The organism is Altererythrobacter xiamenensis, from assembly GCF_900177715.1.
In the GTDB taxonomy this organism is placed as follows: Bacteria; Pseudomonadota; Alphaproteobacteria; order Sphingomonadales; family Sphingomonadaceae; genus Erythrobacter; species Erythrobacter xiamenensis.
Window position 1 is genome coordinate 551,751 of record NZ_FXWG01000002.1, and the last position, 16,336, is coordinate 568,086.

Consider the following 16,336-nt stretch of genomic DNA (forward strand, 5'->3'; position numbering starts at 1 on the left):
CAGAATTGCGAGGGTCTGAACGCTTCGTTTCAGGGAGCGCGCTATCCGCGCGCTCCAGAAACCGCAGAAATCCTCGATGCACACGTGCGTGGGGTGTGTATGGAAATTACGGGTCCGATACGCAGTATCGTGGCCCCTTCTGTCGCCAGTCTTTCTCCGGTCAATTGGCATGGGCGTCTTGCTCCATGCTTGCCGTTGGAGGCGTCGCAGACAGGATCAGATTACGGGCGACTTCGTCGTCGAAGTAGCGGTCGCGCGACTGGCGGGACAGCAATTGGCGGTCTGCCATATCGGGACGCGTGAACCAGCGAAGCAGGGTCAGATCGATTGCGGACCGAACCTCATCTGCGATCGAGTTGGTCTCTTCTGGCGTGAGGTCGAGCCACCCGAATTCGGTGCGAAGCTGGCTGCCAAGCGGATACCCGGTTCCGTCTCGGCTCCGGTAAATTGGCCCCTCGACAGTGAGGCAACAATCTTGCCCTTCAAACCGCTCGCGGACCGGGCGCTCGTACCAGAGCCAGGGTTGTAGTGTGTACCGACGGGCGCGCCCGTCGGCAGTGTCTTCAACGAGCAATTCGACGAGCTGGGCTGCGCGCTCTTCTTGGTCGCTCGGAAGGCGAGTGAACAGCCAGCCATGCTTCTGCAGGGCTGCGTTGATCAGGGAAAGGATAGACATGGGGGAGATGCTTTCTGCGGGCCATTGCCCGCCTTGGAGGGGTCAATAGCTGCGCTGGGGGAGGGCCTCGATCCACTCCTCGATGTCAGTGGAACGCCAGCGGATACGCCCGCCGCCAATGTCTATCGGATGTGGAAAGGCACCGCGTCGGATGCGTCGCCAGATCGTTGTCCGGCTGCGGATGCCGGTGAGGCGCATGACCTCATGGCAGGTGAGTAGTTCGATATTCGACATGACAGACTCCTTCGCTTCAGGGTTCTGTCACCGTTGCCGCACTCCCCTGCGACGATGGGTTGGTTCTCAAATTGCCGTTGCGGACCGTGCGATCAGATGTTCAACTCAGCGCCACCCTTGGCTTAGGTGACGCTGGCCAAGCTATGCGAATCGCAAGGCTGTAGGAAAGAACAAGAAGAGAACTAATGCCGTTCCGCAATGGCGGGTGGACGCTGTTGGATCGCTATGGACAGTCCGGGACTGAAAGAAATTTTCCCGCTGGTGTCCGTTTCGGGCCAATGCAGGTCCGAATCTACGGTTCTGGTGCAGCGAAAGACCGGTTGCCGCGCAAATCGCATCCTGAGCCTATATGACAAGCAAACGCGCTTTCGCTTTGCACGTTGCTGCGGACATGCAAAGAAAACGCGAGAATCTTTACAAGTTAGTGGGATTGCGGATGCAGCAACTTGGGCCGGACAATGCCATCTGGGATGATGGCGAATGGATCAGCTGGGACGAAATCAACGAGCAAATCCAGTACAAGGAATGGCGGGCAAAATATCCCAATGCCGATCTGTCGCTGGTCTCGATTTTCGAGAACCTGATCGCCACGGCTGAAGGTTATCACCTTCACACAGGCAAGCACCTTCAGGTGTATGGCGATATCGGAGAACTCTACGGGGCGATCACGCACGGCATCAAGCTGCACCGCAACTACGCTCAAGGATCGGACGGACGGCTCGGAAATGACCTGGTCGAGGTCAAGACAATCACGCCATTCAAAAGCAATGACCGGGTCACCCTAAACCTCAAACGGAACTTCAGCATGGTCTTTCTGGTCAAGATCACATCTGACTTCGAAGTGCGCGGGAAGCTCATTCCACGCAAGTCCTTGCCCCGTGTAAAAGGTGACAAGCTGGTTCTTGAATGGGCTGATATTGGGACTGAGTGAATCCCGAATTCAGCTGCCCTTGGCCTTCAAGGTGCCAGAGGCAACGGGTACCCGGCCATGCCCGCAAATTGACGTGCGACTGCCTTCACCTTGGCCTCATCGACATCCATTTCTGCCATGAAGGCCAATTGGACTGCCGGTGCAATCTCCGAGAAGAAAGCGAAAGCAGCGGCATTGTGTGTCTGCGCGCTCAAAGGGTCTGCGATTAGCGCTGCGAGCTGCTGAGCGGATCGCTTAGTCCGATAGGGACCGTTCACTGTTGCCAGCACTTGTGCGGCTAGTTTGCTCATCGCAACTCTCACCCAATTAATTCCATAAAGGAAGATGCATCCGGTTGGACCGTCAAGGCAAGGATGGGCTGCGGGGAATGTGATGCCAAAAAGGCATTTATCCCGCGTTTATTGAAAATTGGACATTTGTGGGATAAATCGCAGCGATGGCTGTGATCCAACCATTCTCTGCCGAACAGGAACGCGCGCTCATCAACATGCGCCAGCGCTATGACGCATGGATCGAGGCCGAGCGCGAACTCTATGCGATGCCATACGACTTGAGGCGTAAGAAGGTCGGCGAATACGAGTATCTATATGAGATATTCGATCGCAGCGGGAACGGGAAAAGTCTCGGTGCCTGGGACGACGAAAAGCAATCTCAGCTGGAGGACTACAAGGCTGCAAAGGCTGCTTTGAAGGAGCGCCGTGACGGAGCGCGGGATGCCCTTGGCGAGAGCAGCCGGATTGCCCGCGCGTTGCGCTTGCCGCTCCTTTCGGCGGACGCAGGCCCTATCCTTCGAGAGGCAGACAGGCGCTCGCTTCTTGGTAGCCACCTGCTTGTCGTCGGCACCAACGCGATGGCAGCCTATGCCATCGAATCTGCTGGCACGTTCCGCGATGTGCCCGATGAAACCGAAGACTTTGATCTCGCCTGGACGGCTGACGAACCGGAAGACGGAACGCAGCTTTGGGACATGCTTAAAGCGGTCGATCCGACGTTCACGATTAATACCGAGCGGGAATTCCAGGCGCGCAACGCGAAGGCCTATGAGGTCGAATTGCTGGTCGCGCCATCGCGGGTTGCGACGCTTGCCGGGAAGGATCGGCCAAGACCAGTTCCGCTACCCGAACAGGAATGGCTCTTGCCGGGTCGACGGGTAAACCAGGTCGTCCCGTGCCGTGATGGTAGCCCGGCGCGCATCGTCGCACCTGACCCCCGCTGGTTCGCACTCCACAAACTGTGGTTGGGCGCTCAGGCAAAGCGGGACCCGCTCAAGCGGCGTAAGGACACGGTGCAGGGAGCTGCGCTGCTCGACGCGGTTGCCGAGGCGATGCCTCATTATTCATTGGGCCACGCGTTTGTGAAAAGCCTGCCTGATGAGCTAGTGCCCCATTGGGAAGAGTGGGCAAAGGCGCGCGGATAGCCCCTGCATTCAGTCACTCGGTTGGGACAAAATGGCTGGTCTTTCCCGCAAATTTGCTGTAAAGAACGGGCATTGAAATCATTAGACTTTTTTGAGGATGGGACCCAAATCCTCTGGTAAAATTGCAATCTGGGGGCACCGACGGGGGCCTCACTTAAGTAACCAAGGTCAAGATTCTCGCAGTTTTGCGACATTCTGAGAGCGGTTCGAGTCCTCTTCTGGGCACCATTTGTTCTTCTCACGTTCTCCCAAATAATCTATAAAACCCGCAGAAATCCTAGGGATTTGGCCCTTGGATCGTTCCGGATCGTCCCGCCTGTTCTCGGGGGTTCCAGACACTTTTGTGGGCCTTTTGAGGCCGTTTCGCAAAGGCCCAGATGAAAAGGCCCCCACATGCCGCTGACAGATACTCGCCTCCGCGCACTCAAGCGCAAAGATAAGCCGTACAAGGTCACCGATGAGCGCGGCCTATATGTTGAGGTCACGCCGACCGGTAGCAAGCTTTGGCGATTCCGATACCGGATCGGCGGTGCGCAAAAGAAGCTCTGCATCGGCAGCTATCCCGAAATCAGCCTCAAGCAAGCGCGAGACGCGGCCTACGAAGCACGACGAGCTGTTGCTTCTGGCGGCGACCCGGCCTTTGAGAAGCGGAAGCGGAAAATCCGCGCGGAGTTTCTTTCTGCGCAGACGTTCGAGGCAGTCGCACGTGAGTATATTGAACAGATGATGGTCCAGAATGGCCGTGCCGATGGCACGATCGTCAAGGCCAACTATTTCCTCGACAAGCTTGCCCCTGCCATCGGGAACCGACCCATCCACGAGATCGAGCCGTTCGAAGTCCTGGCTCCCCTCAAACGGCTGGAAGCCACTGGCAAGCACGAGACCGCGAAGAAATGCCGCTCGTTCGCAGGCCGAGTGTTTCGCTACGGTGTCGCAACGACCCGTTGCAAATCCGATCCGACCAGTATGCTGAAGGGTGCTCTCGTAACGCCGAGAGCCACGCATTATGCAGCAATCCTTGAGCCCACCGAGCTAGGAGGGCTGCTGCGCGCAATCGACGACTTCACTGGCTACATGGTGACGAAGTTAGCTTTGCAGATCGCGCCGCATGTGTTCGTGCGCCCCGGTGAACTTCGGCACGCCGAATGGCATGAGATCGACCTCGTCGATGGGGTCTGGAAGATTCCTGCCGGTAAGATGAAGGCACGCCGAGCGCATGCCGTCCCGCTTTCCAAGCAGGTTAGAGGCTATCTCACTGATCTGGCCGAGATGCTCGGCCGCGAAGGATATGTTTTCCCCTCTGCGCGCAGTGCCAGGCGTCCAATGAGTGAAAACACGCTCAATGCCGCATTCCGTCGCATGGGATACTCGAAGGAAGAAGTCACCGCGCACGGACTCCGGGCGACAGCATCGACATTCCTGAACGAGTCGGGACTTTGGAATCCGGATGCAATCGAGCGTGCCTTGGCACATGGCGACAGCAATGTTGTGCGAGGCATCTACCATCGCGGTAAGCACTGGGACGAGCGCGTGCGCATGGCTCAATGGTGGAGCGACTACCTCGATGAGCTCCGGACAGGAGGAAGGGTCATCCAGGGCAAGTTTGCGAAGGGTTGATCGGGAGAACGAATTTCTTCTCAGCCAGTGCAGGACTGAATGCTCAGGATCAGCCCCGCCACGGACACTGACGCCAGCAAGGCGAACTCAATTCTGATGCCCCAGATTCGAAGCCAATTCCGCATCGTGCCCAGCCTCAGTTCGTAGAGCTTTGGCAGCCAAGCTGATCGAAGCGCTCAGCAACAGTTTTCCACGTTGCTATGCCTGCCTCGTCCCCTTCGTGGGATAGCCGCTGGATTTGCTGCGCGATATATGCAGGTCCCTCTTCGCCATGGTTCTTTTCGACCCAGAGCGCGACCGCCCACAATTCATGATCGCGGCTCAGCACCATGGTTCACGTCTCCCGGTCCAGGTTCGCGCCATGCCTTCGCTAACCAGCTGATCGCCAAGCGAGCGGCCGCCGCGCGTTACAACCCGCAGCTTGCGGCCGTACTGATCCTCGTCTCTGCTACCGATGGTCCTCAGTTCAAAGGGCCCGCCATTCAGCAATTCGACAAGGCGGTGCGTCGCGCGCATGCCGAGCTGGTATTCATAGTCGCAACGAGGCTCGCTGATCTCGGGAGTGTCGATGTCGGCAATCCGGATCTTCACGCCATCAAGCCAGAAAGTATCTCCATCCACGACGCATGTGCGCCGGATGGATCCGCAGATGTCGAATTGTGGGGAGCTTGCTTGCTGCAATAAAGCCTGAGGCTGCTGATCGTCGTTAGCAAGGCTGGCATCATCGACTGGCCAGTTGAGTGCCAGCATCCCTCCAGCAAATACGATCGCGAATGCTCCCAAACCCAACGCGATCTCCTTTCTCAGCTTCCGGCGCTTCTGTGCCTTCAACGCCTTGCGAAAGTCGAACGGCTCACCTGGGGTCTCATTCACTGGCGTTGTCCGTCTTCATTCCGGCACATGATTTCAGACAATAGCCGGAAATCAGGTAGTTTCGTCAATTGTACGTACCAATTGCTTGCCAACGTCCCAACACAGACCGGACATATTGCGGCGTTTCACCATTGTTGGGAATGCCGCGTGATCGGGAGACGGCACCGGGGCCAGCATTGTAAGCAGCCAAGGCCAGGTGGACTGCGTCGAACCGGTCCAACATATCGCGAAGGTACCTGGCGCCACCGTCGATCGATGCAAGAGGGTCATGACGGTTCCGGACGCCCAGTTCTCTCGCCGTGGCCGGCATAAGCTGAGCCAGCCCGGCAGCACCGGCTGGACTAACAGCCATCGGATTGAAGCGGGACTCAGCCCAGATAAGAGCACGAAGCAGGTTGGTCGGTAGCCCGTAACGGCGTTCAGCCTCGGCTATCGCCGCCATATACAAGCCTTCCCGGTAGGATACGTTTGCTGGCTCGGCCTGGTAGATTGCAGGAAGATATTCCCTTGCCGGCTGCTGTTCCGTCTTCGGCGGAACGATCGCGTGCTCGAACAAGGTGAAATCCTGGGCGCGTACTTGCTGTGAGGAGGTCGCGATCATCCCCAGACAGGAGACCGCTAGCGCGGTCAGACAATTGAGGCAGTTCATCTCGACTTGTGCTCCATTGATTCGAATTTAAAGAGAACATAAAAAGAACATGTACCTGTAGGAAATCGGGAACTGGAAATTGGGGCCGTCGACCAAGCAAAAAGCGACATCGGAAGGTGCGATGGACGGGATTCGCGCGGGCTGATCGCGCAGCAGCGCTGACTGTGCCAGCTTCTGAGCGAAGAGAGCCGCGATACGCGCGAACGCGGCCGAAATTCGCGCGAATCATGGAAGGAAGCCGATTCGTTCCTTCCTCTATGTTCTCTTATTGTTCTTTTCGTTTTCCTACAGTCTTCCTTTGAGGTTAGCCGGGGAGTCGATAACTTCTAGAGATAAGGATTCGTCGATGACCAACATGGCTCTCTTTGCCGAACAACAGGTTCGCGCCGACCTCGCCCGGCTGCTCTTGGCGGCCGTCGAAGCCAGCGGTCGTGCCCGCTGCGACATCGCGCGCGATGCGCAGATCCATAAGGATGCCCTGCGCCGCGTCCTTGCCGGCGAACGCTCGGCCAGCCTCGGTGAAGCCTTGCGTATTCTTGCCGCGAGCGGCGTCGCGCCGCACGCACACCTGCTTTTGTTCCTCGTCAGCAGCGGCGATCACGCGATCGAATGGCTGCAATCGGACCTCGCGCAATTCTTCGAGGACTTTTCCGGCGAACTGCCTTCGGCGCTCGAGCGTGTCCTCGGCAACCAGGTTCACGATGTGAAGCCGCGCTGGGCCAAGGGTACGGCACATCGTGTCGCCCGCCTGCTCTCCGACCATATCGATGAGCTCGAACGCAAGGACGCCTTGCTTGGCGACATCTTTACCGGGTCCGAGGGAGACCATCGTGGGTGAGGAGGTAGACAAAGGAGCGACCGAGACCCGCCGGGTGACGCGGCTCATTCGCCTGCCGGAAGTGCAACACCGTGTCGGCCTAGGCCGTTCGACGATCTATCGCTGGATGAGCGAGGGTAAGTTTCTGAAACCGGTGCAGCTGGGGGGGTACTCGGTCGCTTGGGCCGAAGACGAGGTCGAAGAGTGGATATCAGGCAGGCTCGGTGAGCCTCAACAGGCCTGAATTCAATCGAAGGTAAGCTCTTGCCTCGCCTTGATGAGGCAGCGACCGTTGTAGGAGACGAAGGGGTCATAGAACGGGTAATCCTTCACACCCTCGGTCTCCTGTTGCTCAACCCCTTCCCAAAATTCATCTTCGTCGTCTACGCCTACATCGTCGATGTGCGATTCCACCTCTGTATTGATGCTACCGACCCTGCGGATCGAGTTTGGAAGGTGCACAACCGAGTCGAGATAGAGCCTTATGCTTTCGACCGTTTCGACGCCTTCCGGAAGTTCGACGTATCCGTCGTAGGAGGCATCCAAGGTTCCGACCGTTCGTAAGCTGGCGGGCAATTTCACGACAGGATGATCGGCGACATCGATTTCGCCGATCTCTGTAACTCCATCCGAAATCTCGATCCCGGCGTTGCATTCCAGATGAAGTCTCCCGATCTTCCTGAGCCCGGTCGGATAGGCAGCGATGGTCGGCCACTGCATGTAATACTCCTGAACGAATTCAGCTTCGCAAATTGATTGCGGGTCAATCCCTCGTTGTAACATCGGGTGACTGGCGAGACACGGTTGGACTTGTACTATAGCTTCTCGCGCAGAGCTTCGTAAGGCGTTTTGCCGTTGAAGGCGCCATGCGTTCTGTGGAAGTTGTAGAAGCGCTCCCATTCGTCGAGGCGTTCTTCGAGATCGACATCACCCTTGTAGGTGAGCAGCTGATAAAACTCCTGACTGTCTGAGCGATGCGATCTTTCGACCTTGCCATTCAGCTGAGGCGAGCTTGGTTTGATATAGGCGTGGCGGATCCCGAGGTCCTCGACATGCCAATGGAACTTCGCCTGGAACTCATGCGCATTGTCGGTGCGTATTTCCCGGATGCGGAAGGGGAACTTGTCGATGATATCATTGACGAAGGCGATTGCATTGGCCTGGGTGTGCCGCTTGTAGACTTTGAGGGCGCGCACGCGGGTTGCGTCGTCGATAGCGGTATACTGGAAGCGGCGCACCTTCTTGCCGCCTTTTCCGATTAGCGTCAGGAACTTGACATCCATCTGGATGTGGTGGCCCGGCACCTGCTTGTTGTAGCGCTTGGTATGGATTTTGCGGACACGCGTGCCGCGTGGCAGCCGGTTCAGACCATGGCGCCTGAGGATGCGATAGACGGTTGCATCGGACATGCTGACGCCATGGTAGCGCGCCATGTACCACATGATCCGCTCGGGCCCGAGGTGGTACTTCCGTCGCAGATGGAGAACCTTCTCCTCGACCTCTAGCGGTGTCTGGTGGGGCGATGATTTTTGGAATGGGTTTGGCATTGGCCAGCCCAGCTTCCCCCTTGCGCTTATAGGCGCGCCTCCATCTGTAGAAGCTGGCCCGGCCAATGCCAAAGTAGCGGCAGGTCTTCGCCACCTGGCCGGTACGCTCGGCGTGCCGGAGCACTCGCAGCTTACGCTGGATCTCGCGCTGTTCTTCTTTCGTCATTCGAAACACCTCCTGCCCGATCAGGGCAATCATAAAGGTGTCTCGCGAGTCCCAGCATGGCTACAAAGCGTTCAAGAAAAGGCCGGTCAAAACGCTGCGTTGTGCGCGGGACTGTCGCGCGGCTCTCAGGTTCGCTTCGCTGGTAAGGAACTCTCTGCGCGCGGCGGAGGAGGGCGCCAAACAGATCGGTTTCCCAGCTGACATTCACCGACAGACCGCCGTTCTCGGTGCCGGCCGCCGCGAAAGCGGGCGGCAGATTTCGAGCGAGTTCGGGCGATTCGAGATCAGGCGAAATACCTGCGGCTATCACAGCGCAGCACATTGAAATCGCGGAGCGATGCAGTTTCAGGCGCGCTCCGGACGAACTGGGGCTCCGGCGGAGTGAAGGCCAGACATGCCGACAGCCGCTATCCGGTGGCTGTTGCAATGGAAGCTAAAGGTTCTGAAATTACTCGCCCTGTCGTCGATCGAATAGTTATCTACCTTTGTGTACCACATAAGCAGTGGCAAGGAACTCAGCGATACGGCCTTGCTTTCAGGCACCATCGGCCGCGGGCTCGCCAGTCGTGGCCTGCGAAGCCCGTTCCTCATCGCCTCCAAAGAACCAGGTATATAGAACCGGGACGACGCCCAGCGTAAGAATGGTTCCCACTAGAAGTCCGAAGGCGATCGCGCTGGCCATGCCATAGAACAGTACGTCTTGCGCGATAATGAGCGGAAGCAAACCCAGTACAGTGGTTATGTTGGTCATCAGGATCGGGCGAAAGCGTCTTAGCGACGCTGAGATGACGGCATCGGTCACGTCGTCTTTCTCCTTCCTTTCGATATCGCACCTGTCGACCAGTACGATGGCATTGTTGATGATGATGCCCACCAGCGCGAACAGTCCGAGAATGACCATGAAGCCGAAATCCGCGCGCATGACGTGCAAGCCGATCGCCGCGCCGATGACCGAGAGTGGCAGGGTCAGCAAAATGATGCCGGCGCGCCGAAATCCCCGGAACAGCGCGACCAGCATGATAACTATCAAACCGATCATGGCCGGTACGCTGGCGAACAGGGCACCGGTGCCCTCCGCGCTCTGTGCGATAATTCCGTCCCATTCGATGAAATGACCGGGCGGCAGGCTGGCTTCGAGTTCGTCGAGCTGTTCCTGTATTCGCGGCACCAGATCCTGCGGCGTCACCTCGGTCGGTCTGGCTTCCACGGTTAGGGTTTCGATCAGATCCTCTGTCTGTATCCGCCCGAGCTGGGGGCGCAGCGTGACGGTGGCAATTTCACCGAGTTGAACCGGCTCGTCGCTGCCGGTCAGCGTAACCGCCTCTATCCGCCCGGGGTCGGAGCGTTCGCCTTCCGGAGCGCGTAAGATGATGGGAACCAGATCGTCCCCGTCGCGAAACTCGCCGGCAGGTTGCCCTGCGAAGTAGGCCGAAAGGGCCTGCGAAACGTCCAGCGAGGAGACACCCGCAGCGCGCGCCGCTGCCTGGTCGACCGAAACCCGGTATTGAAGCGACGGGTTTTCCCAATCGGAAGTAACATCGATCGTGCCTTCGACATCTCGCAGGAGGGCAGCGAGCCTGTCTCCCGTTTCCAGGAGTACATCCCGGTCAGGCCCGCGCACCTGTACCTGCGTGATGTTGGGATCGCTCGGCCCGAGAAACATTCCCGCTATTCGCAGGCGAATACCGGGAAACTGGGCTGCCAGATCGTTGCGAAGCGCGAGGACGCCTTTATCGCGGGCTTCGGCATCAGCAGCGTTGATGACCAGGAAGCCGCGGTTCGGTGCGGGATCGACGGGAGCGAGAGACAGCACGAAGCGCGGGCCACCGAACCCCGAATAGGCGGCGACATTATCGAAATCGGGATAGCGTTCGTCATCTTCGATATATTGCGCGATCTGCTGTATCTGATCGTCCGTCGCGGCGCTCGAAGTGCCGACCGGCATATCGGCGTAGACGAGGATCTGCGCCCGGTCGGAGGCAGGAAAGAACTGCTGCGGCACGAATTGCAACGAATAGCCCGCGAGGACGAAGGCAGCGGCCATCGCGCCCATGAACAGCTTGCGATGATCGAGCGCCCAGCGCAGACGATCTTCGTATTTGCCATTGGCCCATTCGAACGCCTGATCCACCTTGCGGCGGATATTCCCTTGCGTCTCCTTATCGGTCGGCTGCGCGAACCAGTAGCACAGCGTGGGCGTGACCATCATCGCGATCAGCCATGACGAAGACAGAGAAATCAAGATGACGAGCGAGATGCTGCGGGTATATTCTCCCGAACCTTCCTCTGCCAGCATCAGCGGCAGAAAGACGAGAATCGTTGTGATCGTCGATGCCAGGAGCGGGAGGGCAAGCTCCTTGCCAGTTTCGCCGATCGCATCGCGTCGGTCCACGCCCTGCGCCAGCCGGGTCTTAAAGTCCTCGGCGATGACGATGCCGTTATCGACCAGCAGTCCCAGCGAGATCACGATCGTCGCCAGGCTCATGCGTTCCAGCTTGATCCCGAACACGCCCATCACCCCCAGCGTCACCAGAATCACGACCGGCACGATGGAGCCCACGATCAGACCGGTTCTGACGCCTAGGAACAGGATGACGACGCCCAGTACCAGCGCCAGGGTCTGCAGGACATTGAAGCTGACGCCATAAACGGCGTTCTCGACCTGATCGGCCTGCCAGGTCATCACGTTAAGTTCGACGCCCGCGGGCATCGCCTGGCGCAACTCGTCGATCGCAGGGCGCGCGCGTCCGGCGTAGTTTATGACGCTTTCTTCATCGAGCATGGAGATCGCGAACACGATGGCCCGTTCGCCGTTGAAATAGGCGGTCTGAGCAGGCGGTTCGAGAAAACCGCGCCGGATTTCGGCATAATCGCCCAGCCGTATCGGGCCGATCTCAGGGCCGAGTTCCAAATAGAGATCGGCGATCTCCTCCACGCTGTCGAACGATCCGGAAGGCTGGATCGCAATGCGGCGGGTCTCGGTTTCGATCGTTCCGCCGGGCGCAACGGTGTTCTGGGATCGCAGGGCCTGCGCCACCGCAGAAAGCGGCGCACCCAATCGTGCCAGCGTTGCATTGTCCATCTCGACATAAATGCGCTCATCCGGGCGGCCCAGAACGTCGACCTCCCGCGTGCCCTCGATCATGTAGAGCCGGGTACGGATATGTTCGGCGAGGTCGCCCAACTCGACCATGTCGAAACTGTCGGATTGCAGCGCCATGGTGATCACGGCGACGTCGCCGAATTCGTCGTTGATGAAGGGCATGCGCGCCCCTTCGGGCAAAAGGGGCGTCGTTTCCTCGACCTTGTCCGCCAATTCATCCCAGACCTGGTCGAGGTCGCTCGCCGAAAATTCAGCCTCGGCGTGAATGATCGACTGACCTTCCATTGAGGTCGCACGCACCTCCTTTATCTCGGGGATGGTCCTGATCGCTTCGGCAAGCGGAGTGGTAATCAGCTGTTCGACCCGGCTCGGCGAGAGACCCGGGTGGCTGGTGGAGACCACCGCCTCGCGGATGGTGATCTGGGGATCCTCCCGCGCGGGCAAGGTGAAATAGCTGACTGCACCGTAGACCATCGCCAGCGCGATGGTAAGCAGTACCGCGGGGCGGAAGCGGAACCCGATTTCGGAAAGCGTGGTCATCGCGCGTAGCGTCGTGGGCCGACGCCGAGGCGGCTCACCTCTTGCCCTTCGGACAGGAAGGCTGCTCCTTTCGATACGATCATGTCGCCGCGCGAGAGGCCCGACAGGACCACCACCTCGTTTCCACTGGCCTTGCCGAACCGGACGGGAGCCTTTTCCAACCGTTGCGTGCGCGGCAATATGCGCCACACGTAACCGCTATCGTCATCTTCCGGTATGATCGCCGTCAGCGGCACCAGGATTCGGGCGGTATCCCGCCCGTTCTCCGATTGCGCCGGGCGATCGGGCAGGCGGACCTCGACGACCTGACCCGCTTCCAGTTCGGGGCTGGCCGCTGCCAGAGCGGCGACGATTTCGAACGCTCCGGGCCCGCTTGCCCTACTGCCGATATCGGTAATGCGGGCAGAGCTTGTGATGCCATCGCCCGATGAGGGCGCAACGGTGACGTTCTGCCCCACCGACAGCCGGTCGCGCTGGCGTTGCGGGACCGAGAAGCTGACCTCCAACTGGCTGCCGTCCAGTTCGTAAACCGGTTGCCCCGGGGAAAGCTGGGTGCCCGGCTCGACCAGACGGCGGGCGATCTGACCGGAATAGGGCGCACGCATCCGCGTATCCGAGAGCGCTTCGCGCGCCACGCCCAGCTGCGCCTCGTTTGCATCGGCAATCGCACCGAGGCTGCCGAGCTGGGCTCGCGCATCCTCGAGCCGGGCCTGCGATGCCGCGCCTTCGGAGTACAGATATTCCTGACGTTGCTCGTCCTGCCGCGCCTGATCGAGGCGCGCGCGGCTTTCCGCGAGATTGGCCTGCGCTCTTGCCACTTCGAGCCGGTAGCTTGCCGGGTCGAGCGTCGCGATCACATTGCCGCGCGCCACCCGGTCGCCAAGGTCGGCCGACATGCTGGCGATCGTGCCGCCGACTTCGAAGCTCAGGACCGTCCGGTTCCTTGCCTGCACCCGGCCCGGAACTTTCGTCGCGATGTCGGTGTTGGAGCCGGTGCCGATCTCGATCCACGCGACGGGCTTGGGGGGCGGGGGTTCATCCTGGCTGCCGCAAGCGACCAGCATCAGTGAGATGGCGACGAGAATGGTCGATCTTCGAAGAGATAAGAGAGGCATCACGGCTTTCTGTTCAGTCGGAAATAGGCAGGATCGTGGACGGCAGGGCCGCCGCCGAAGGAGGTGCCGGGGCGGGAACGGGAATAGCGACATAAGGCGGAACGGCTTGCCAGCCGCCGCCGAGCGCGGCGTAAAGCTGCGCTAGTGCGAGCGTCGAATTGCGGTAGGAAATCGCGCCGTTGCGCAGCGCATCGCTATATGTCCGTTCGGCATCCTGCAATTCGAACCGGTCGATATCGCCGACTTCGAAACGGATCCGTGCGAGACGAAGATTTTCCTGCGCGAGTTCTATCGTGCGCAACGCGAGCGGACGCCCCTCACGTGCGAGGTCGTATTGCGCGATCGCGATTTCCGCCTCCTCGATCGCGGTGATCGTGCCTTCGACATAGGCCAGGGCGGCGGTGCGCGCTTCGGCTTGCGCCAAACGAATGTCGGCGCGCGCCCTCCCGCCATCGAAAACGCGCCAGGACAGGAACGGCACAATGGTAAAGCGCGTACTGTCGCCGGACAGGATCGTCCCGGGATCGATGGAGGTAAAGCCCCCAGATGCATCCAGGCCCAGTTGCGGGAACAGTTCCCCGCGTGCGACACCGATCCCGAATGTTTCCGCCGCGAGTTCGCGTTCGAGCCGGGCGACATCGGGGCGGCGCCTGAGCAAATCCGCCCGGGTTCCCACCGGAATGTCCGGCAGCTCCAGCAGCGGCGGCACCCTATCGGCCAGGGCGATCTCGGTTTCCGGCAGGCGTCCGGTCAGGACGCCCAGCGCAAGCGCATTGGCCTGAATTTCCGCTTCAACACCTGGCAGCTGCTCCACCAGACGCGCGAGTTCCGCTTCCACAAGGACCAGCTGCGCGCGTGAAATGGCGCCCGCTTCCAAACGGGTTTCCGCAAGATCGAGCTGCGTGCGTTGCGCCTCGATCCCGAGCAGCAGTGCCCGCTTCTCCTGCTGGAAGCCGGCCATGGTGAAATAGGTGGCCGCCGTTTCCGATGCGATCGCCAGGCGCGCGCCGTTGGCGGCTGCGATCAGCGCTTCCACCCGGGCATCGGCCGCATCGATCCGTCGCCGTGTCTGGCCCCATAGATCGACTTGCCAGTTGAATGCCGCGCCCAGAGCATATTGCTCGTATTGACGCTCGAAGCCGGGGAACTGAGCTTGGCCAAGCTGGGTGTTGAGGCTTTGCTGGAGCACGGTGGTCGAGCTTTCCGCACTGACCGAGGGATAGCGGGCAGCGCGGGCGCGAAGGCGGCGGGCATTGGCTTCCTCTATGCGCGACAACCCCTGGCGTATCGTCAGATTGTCCTGCAACGCCGCCTCGATCAGCCTAGCGAGTTCCGGGTCGCCAATTTCCCGCCACCATGCGACGAACTCCTCCTCCGCCACCGCTACGTTGGCGCGGTCGATCCAATTGGTTTGCGCGGCAGGCGGGGGCTGGCGTTCATAATCGCCCCCCACGGCCATGCATCCCGATAACAGCATGCCGGCGAAAAAGATCGGCGGGTATCCGAACACGAAGCGTGTCCGGCAGGATCTGTCGCTGGTCAATTTGCCTGAACCCATCTGGAATGAACTGAGCGGTTCATTCGCCTGAACTATCTAGATAAGCTTTTCAACCTTCATTACGAATTCAGGCGTATCATCTCGCCCCGGGGGTTATAGCAAGGCGGCGGGCAAGGAGTGTCGGAACCTTTCCGAAAAGCGCGATTTAATGAACAACTGCGAGGCCACGAAAATGACTGCGCCCCATCCCAGTATTCACGCAAAGATTCTTGCTGCCGCGGTCGAACAGTTCGCCGCCGATGGGTTCGAGGGCGCCAATATGGACGCGATCGCACGTCGGGCCGGTGTGGCCAAACCCACGATCTACAATCATTTCAAAGATAAGTCCGCGCTATACCTGGCCTCAATCGAGTACATGCTGGGCCGCAACCGTGCTACCATCGCCAGCCCTTCGTTCGCCAGCCTCCCTGCCGGGAAAGGTATTCTGAAGGTGGCGCTCGAACTTACCTGGCTGTTCGGCCGCGATGACGACATGCTCATGTTCTGCAAGATGTGCATCGCCGGGAACGAACGGTTCCAGACCGCAGCCGACGTGTTCCTTCGCAACGGTCCATGGCGCGGTACGGACGAGATCGCGTCCCTGCTTCGTGTCTGGCACGAACGTGGTGAACTGCGGATCGACCGCCCGAGCTTCGCGGCGCGACAATTAAGCGAATTGTGCAAGACCGATATTTTCGATGCACGGTTGTTCGGCGGACCAGCAATGGCAACCGAGGAAGAGTGTCGCTTTACGGCCTCCGAGGCAGCCAGGACGTTCCTTGCACGGTATGCGCGCCACGAACGACGAATGCTCTAGTTTTCAACGGAATAGGGGTTCTTAGCGGGCATCGATCTTGGCTAGTTCCCCGGAAGTAAAGATGCTTTCTTGAGTCCCGAAAAAGCTATCTCGGCGGCTTTCCAACTGCTTAAAAAGCGATGAGAAAAGCTGACCCTGTCTGATTTCGCGGCCAGCAGCTAAGCCCTCATAAAATTGAGATTGCATTGGTCCAATGGCTGATTTGGGGCCGAGTGCGGAAGGCCTGCTTTAAGGCGATTCCCCTCTCTATAGGACTTCGCAATGTACTCCCTCATCGTACTAAGGTGATCCCCTTCG

16 protein-coding genes and 1 pseudogene are annotated in these 16,336 nt (G+C 59.4%); 6 read left to right on the plus strand and 11 right to left on the minus strand.

Annotated elements, in window-relative coordinates:
* Window positions 1–160: 160 nt before the first annotated feature.
* Together CCE89_RS07975 and CCE89_RS07980 are read right to left on the minus strand one after the other, a co-directional pair.
* Window positions 161–676, minus strand: coding sequence for a hypothetical protein (locus CCE89_RS07975; RefSeq protein WP_086437505.1), 516 nt, complete (start codon window positions 674–676; stop codon window positions 161–163).
* Between the two features lie 42 nt (window positions 677–718).
* The gene (locus CCE89_RS07980; RefSeq protein ID WP_086437506.1) at window positions 719–910 is read right to left on the minus strand and encodes a helix-turn-helix transcriptional regulator; all 192 of its coding nucleotides are present in this window, start codon (window positions 908–910) and stop codon (window positions 719–721) included.
* 349 nt (window positions 911–1,259) lie between these two features.
* Between CCE89_RS07980 and CCE89_RS07985 the strand changes: the two genes are divergently transcribed.
* On the plus strand, window positions 1,260–1,841 hold the full coding sequence (locus CCE89_RS07985) for a hypothetical protein (protein ID WP_234989998.1): 582 nt from the start codon (window positions 1,260–1,262) through the stop codon (window positions 1,839–1,841).
* A 26-nt stretch (window positions 1,842–1,867) separates the two neighbouring features.
* Here CCE89_RS07985 and CCE89_RS07990 read toward each other — a convergent pair whose 3' ends face one another.
* Window positions 1,868–2,131 (minus strand): hypothetical protein, encoded by a 264-nt coding sequence (locus CCE89_RS07990; RefSeq protein WP_086437508.1) that lies wholly within the window; start codon window positions 2,129–2,131, stop codon window positions 1,868–1,870.
* A gap of 146 nt (window positions 2,132–2,277) precedes the next feature.
* Between CCE89_RS07990 and CCE89_RS07995 the strand changes: the two genes are divergently transcribed.
* Together CCE89_RS07995 and CCE89_RS08000 are read left to right on the plus strand one after the other, a co-directional pair.
* The gene (locus tag CCE89_RS07995) at window positions 2,278–3,258 is read left to right on the plus strand and encodes a GSU2403 family nucleotidyltransferase fold protein (RefSeq protein WP_086437509.1); all 981 of its coding nucleotides are present in this window, start codon (window positions 2,278–2,280) and stop codon (window positions 3,256–3,258) included.
* Between the two features lie 393 nt (window positions 3,259–3,651).
* Window positions 3,652–4,875 (plus strand): tyrosine-type recombinase/integrase, encoded by a 1,224-nt coding sequence (locus tag CCE89_RS08000; protein WP_086437510.1) that lies wholly within the window; start codon window positions 3,652–3,654, stop codon window positions 4,873–4,875.
* Between the two features lie 136 nt (window positions 4,876–5,011).
* Here CCE89_RS08000 and CCE89_RS08005 read toward each other — a convergent pair whose 3' ends face one another.
* The 3 genes from CCE89_RS08005 to CCE89_RS08015 form a co-directional block, all read right to left on the minus strand.
* Window positions 5,012–5,206 carry a DUF6961 family protein gene (locus tag CCE89_RS08005; protein ID WP_086437511.1) on the minus strand — a complete coding sequence of 65 codons (195 nt, stop codon included), beginning with the start codon at window positions 5,204–5,206 and terminating at the stop codon, window positions 5,012–5,014.
* On the minus strand, window positions 5,197–5,748 hold the full coding sequence (locus tag CCE89_RS15420) for a thermonuclease family protein (protein WP_234989999.1): 552 nt from the start codon (window positions 5,746–5,748) through the stop codon (window positions 5,197–5,199). The genes CCE89_RS08005 and CCE89_RS15420 overlap by 10 nt, the downstream gene beginning before the upstream one ends.
* A 64-nt stretch (window positions 5,749–5,812) precedes the next feature.
* Entirely contained in the window at window positions 5,813–6,397 is a 585-nt protein-coding gene (locus CCE89_RS08015; RefSeq protein WP_086437512.1) for a lytic transglycosylase domain-containing protein, read from the minus strand.
* 346 nt (window positions 6,398–6,743) lie between these two features.
* Between CCE89_RS08015 and CCE89_RS08020 the strand changes: the two genes are divergently transcribed.
* Together CCE89_RS08020 and CCE89_RS08025 are read left to right on the plus strand one after the other, a co-directional pair.
* On the plus strand, window positions 6,744–7,235 hold the full coding sequence (locus tag CCE89_RS08020) for a hypothetical protein (protein ID WP_086437513.1): 492 nt from the start codon (window positions 6,744–6,746) through the stop codon (window positions 7,233–7,235).
* The gene (locus CCE89_RS08025; RefSeq protein WP_086437514.1) at window positions 7,228–7,458 is read left to right on the plus strand and encodes a helix-turn-helix transcriptional regulator; all 231 of its coding nucleotides are present in this window, start codon (window positions 7,228–7,230) and stop codon (window positions 7,456–7,458) included. Before CCE89_RS08020 ends, CCE89_RS08025 begins: the two co-directional genes overlap by 8 nt.
* A 2-nt stretch (window positions 7,459–7,460) precedes the next feature.
* Here CCE89_RS08025 and CCE89_RS08030 read toward each other — a convergent pair whose 3' ends face one another.
* From CCE89_RS08030 to CCE89_RS08055, 5 genes and pseudogenes are all read right to left on the minus strand, one after another.
* Entirely contained in the window at window positions 7,461–7,934 is a 474-nt protein-coding gene (locus CCE89_RS08030; RefSeq protein ID WP_086437515.1) for a hypothetical protein, read from the minus strand.
* A 95-nt stretch (window positions 7,935–8,029) separates the two neighbouring features.
* Window positions 8,030–8,927 (minus strand): annotated as a pseudogene (locus CCE89_RS08035) (IS481 family transposase).
* A 535-nt stretch (window positions 8,928–9,462) separates the two neighbouring features.
* Window positions 9,463–12,570 (minus strand): efflux RND transporter permease subunit, encoded by a 3,108-nt coding sequence (locus CCE89_RS08045; RefSeq protein WP_086437517.1) that lies wholly within the window; start codon window positions 12,568–12,570, stop codon window positions 9,463–9,465.
* The gene (locus CCE89_RS08050) at window positions 12,567–13,685 is read right to left on the minus strand and encodes an efflux RND transporter periplasmic adaptor subunit (RefSeq protein WP_159456622.1); all 1,119 of its coding nucleotides are present in this window, start codon (window positions 13,683–13,685) and stop codon (window positions 12,567–12,569) included. Before CCE89_RS08050 ends, CCE89_RS08045 begins: the two co-directional genes overlap by 4 nt.
* A gap of 13 nt (window positions 13,686–13,698) precedes the next feature.
* The gene (locus CCE89_RS08055; RefSeq protein ID WP_159456623.1) at window positions 13,699–15,195 is read right to left on the minus strand and encodes an efflux transporter outer membrane subunit; all 1,497 of its coding nucleotides are present in this window, start codon (window positions 15,193–15,195) and stop codon (window positions 13,699–13,701) included.
* 220 nt (window positions 15,196–15,415) lie between these two features.
* Here CCE89_RS08055 and CCE89_RS08060 point away from each other — a divergent pair, with 220 nt between their 5' ends.
* Window positions 15,416–16,039: a TetR/AcrR family transcriptional regulator gene (locus CCE89_RS08060; protein WP_158586793.1), complete on the plus strand. Its 624-nt coding sequence runs from the start codon at window positions 15,416–15,418 to the stop codon at window positions 16,037–16,039.
* The last annotated feature ends 297 nt before the right edge of the window (window positions 16,040–16,336 follow it).

What these genes read in the sequence shown, in the direction of transcription:
- CCE89_RS07975 (WP_086437505.1), bottom strand. Translation starts at nt 676, where the DNA reads ATGTCTATCCTTTCCCTGATCAACGCAGCCCTGCAGAAGCATGGCTGG.
- CCE89_RS07980 (WP_086437506.1), bottom strand. Translation starts at nt 910, where the DNA reads ATGTCGAATATCGAACTACTCACCTGCCATGAGGTCATGCGCCTCACC.
- CCE89_RS07985 (WP_234989998.1), top strand. Translation starts at nt 1,260, where the DNA reads ATGACAAGCAAACGCGCTTTCGCTTTGCACGTTGCTGCGGACATGCAA.
- CCE89_RS07990 (WP_086437508.1), bottom strand. Translation starts at nt 2,131, where the DNA reads ATGAGCAAACTAGCCGCACAAGTGCTGGCAACAGTGAACGGTCCCTAT.
- CCE89_RS07995 (WP_086437509.1), top strand. Translation starts at nt 2,278, where the DNA reads ATGGCTGTGATCCAACCATTCTCTGCCGAACAGGAACGCGCGCTCATC.
- CCE89_RS08000 (WP_086437510.1), top strand. Translation starts at nt 3,652, where the DNA reads ATGCCGCTGACAGATACTCGCCTCCGCGCACTCAAGCGCAAAGATAAG.
- CCE89_RS08005 (WP_086437511.1), bottom strand. Translation starts at nt 5,206, where the DNA reads ATGGTGCTGAGCCGCGATCATGAATTGTGGGCGGTCGCGCTCTGGGTC.
- CCE89_RS08015 (WP_086437512.1), bottom strand. Translation starts at nt 6,397, where the DNA reads ATGAACTGCCTCAATTGTCTGACCGCGCTAGCGGTCTCCTGTCTGGGG.
- CCE89_RS08020 (WP_086437513.1), top strand. Translation starts at nt 6,744, where the DNA reads ATGACCAACATGGCTCTCTTTGCCGAACAACAGGTTCGCGCCGACCTC.
- CCE89_RS08030 (WP_086437515.1), bottom strand. Translation starts at nt 7,934, where the DNA reads ATGCAGTGGCCGACCATCGCTGCCTATCCGACCGGGCTCAGGAAGATC.
- CCE89_RS08045 (WP_086437517.1), bottom strand. Translation starts at nt 12,570, where the DNA reads ATGACCACGCTTTCCGAAATCGGGTTCCGCTTCCGCCCCGCGGTACTG.
- CCE89_RS08050 (WP_159456622.1), bottom strand. Translation starts at nt 13,685, where the DNA reads ATGCCTCTCTTATCTCTTCGAAGATCGACCATTCTCGTCGCCATCTCA.
- CCE89_RS08060 (WP_158586793.1), top strand. Translation starts at nt 15,416, where the DNA reads ATGACTGCGCCCCATCCCAGTATTCACGCAAAGATTCTTGCTGCCGCG.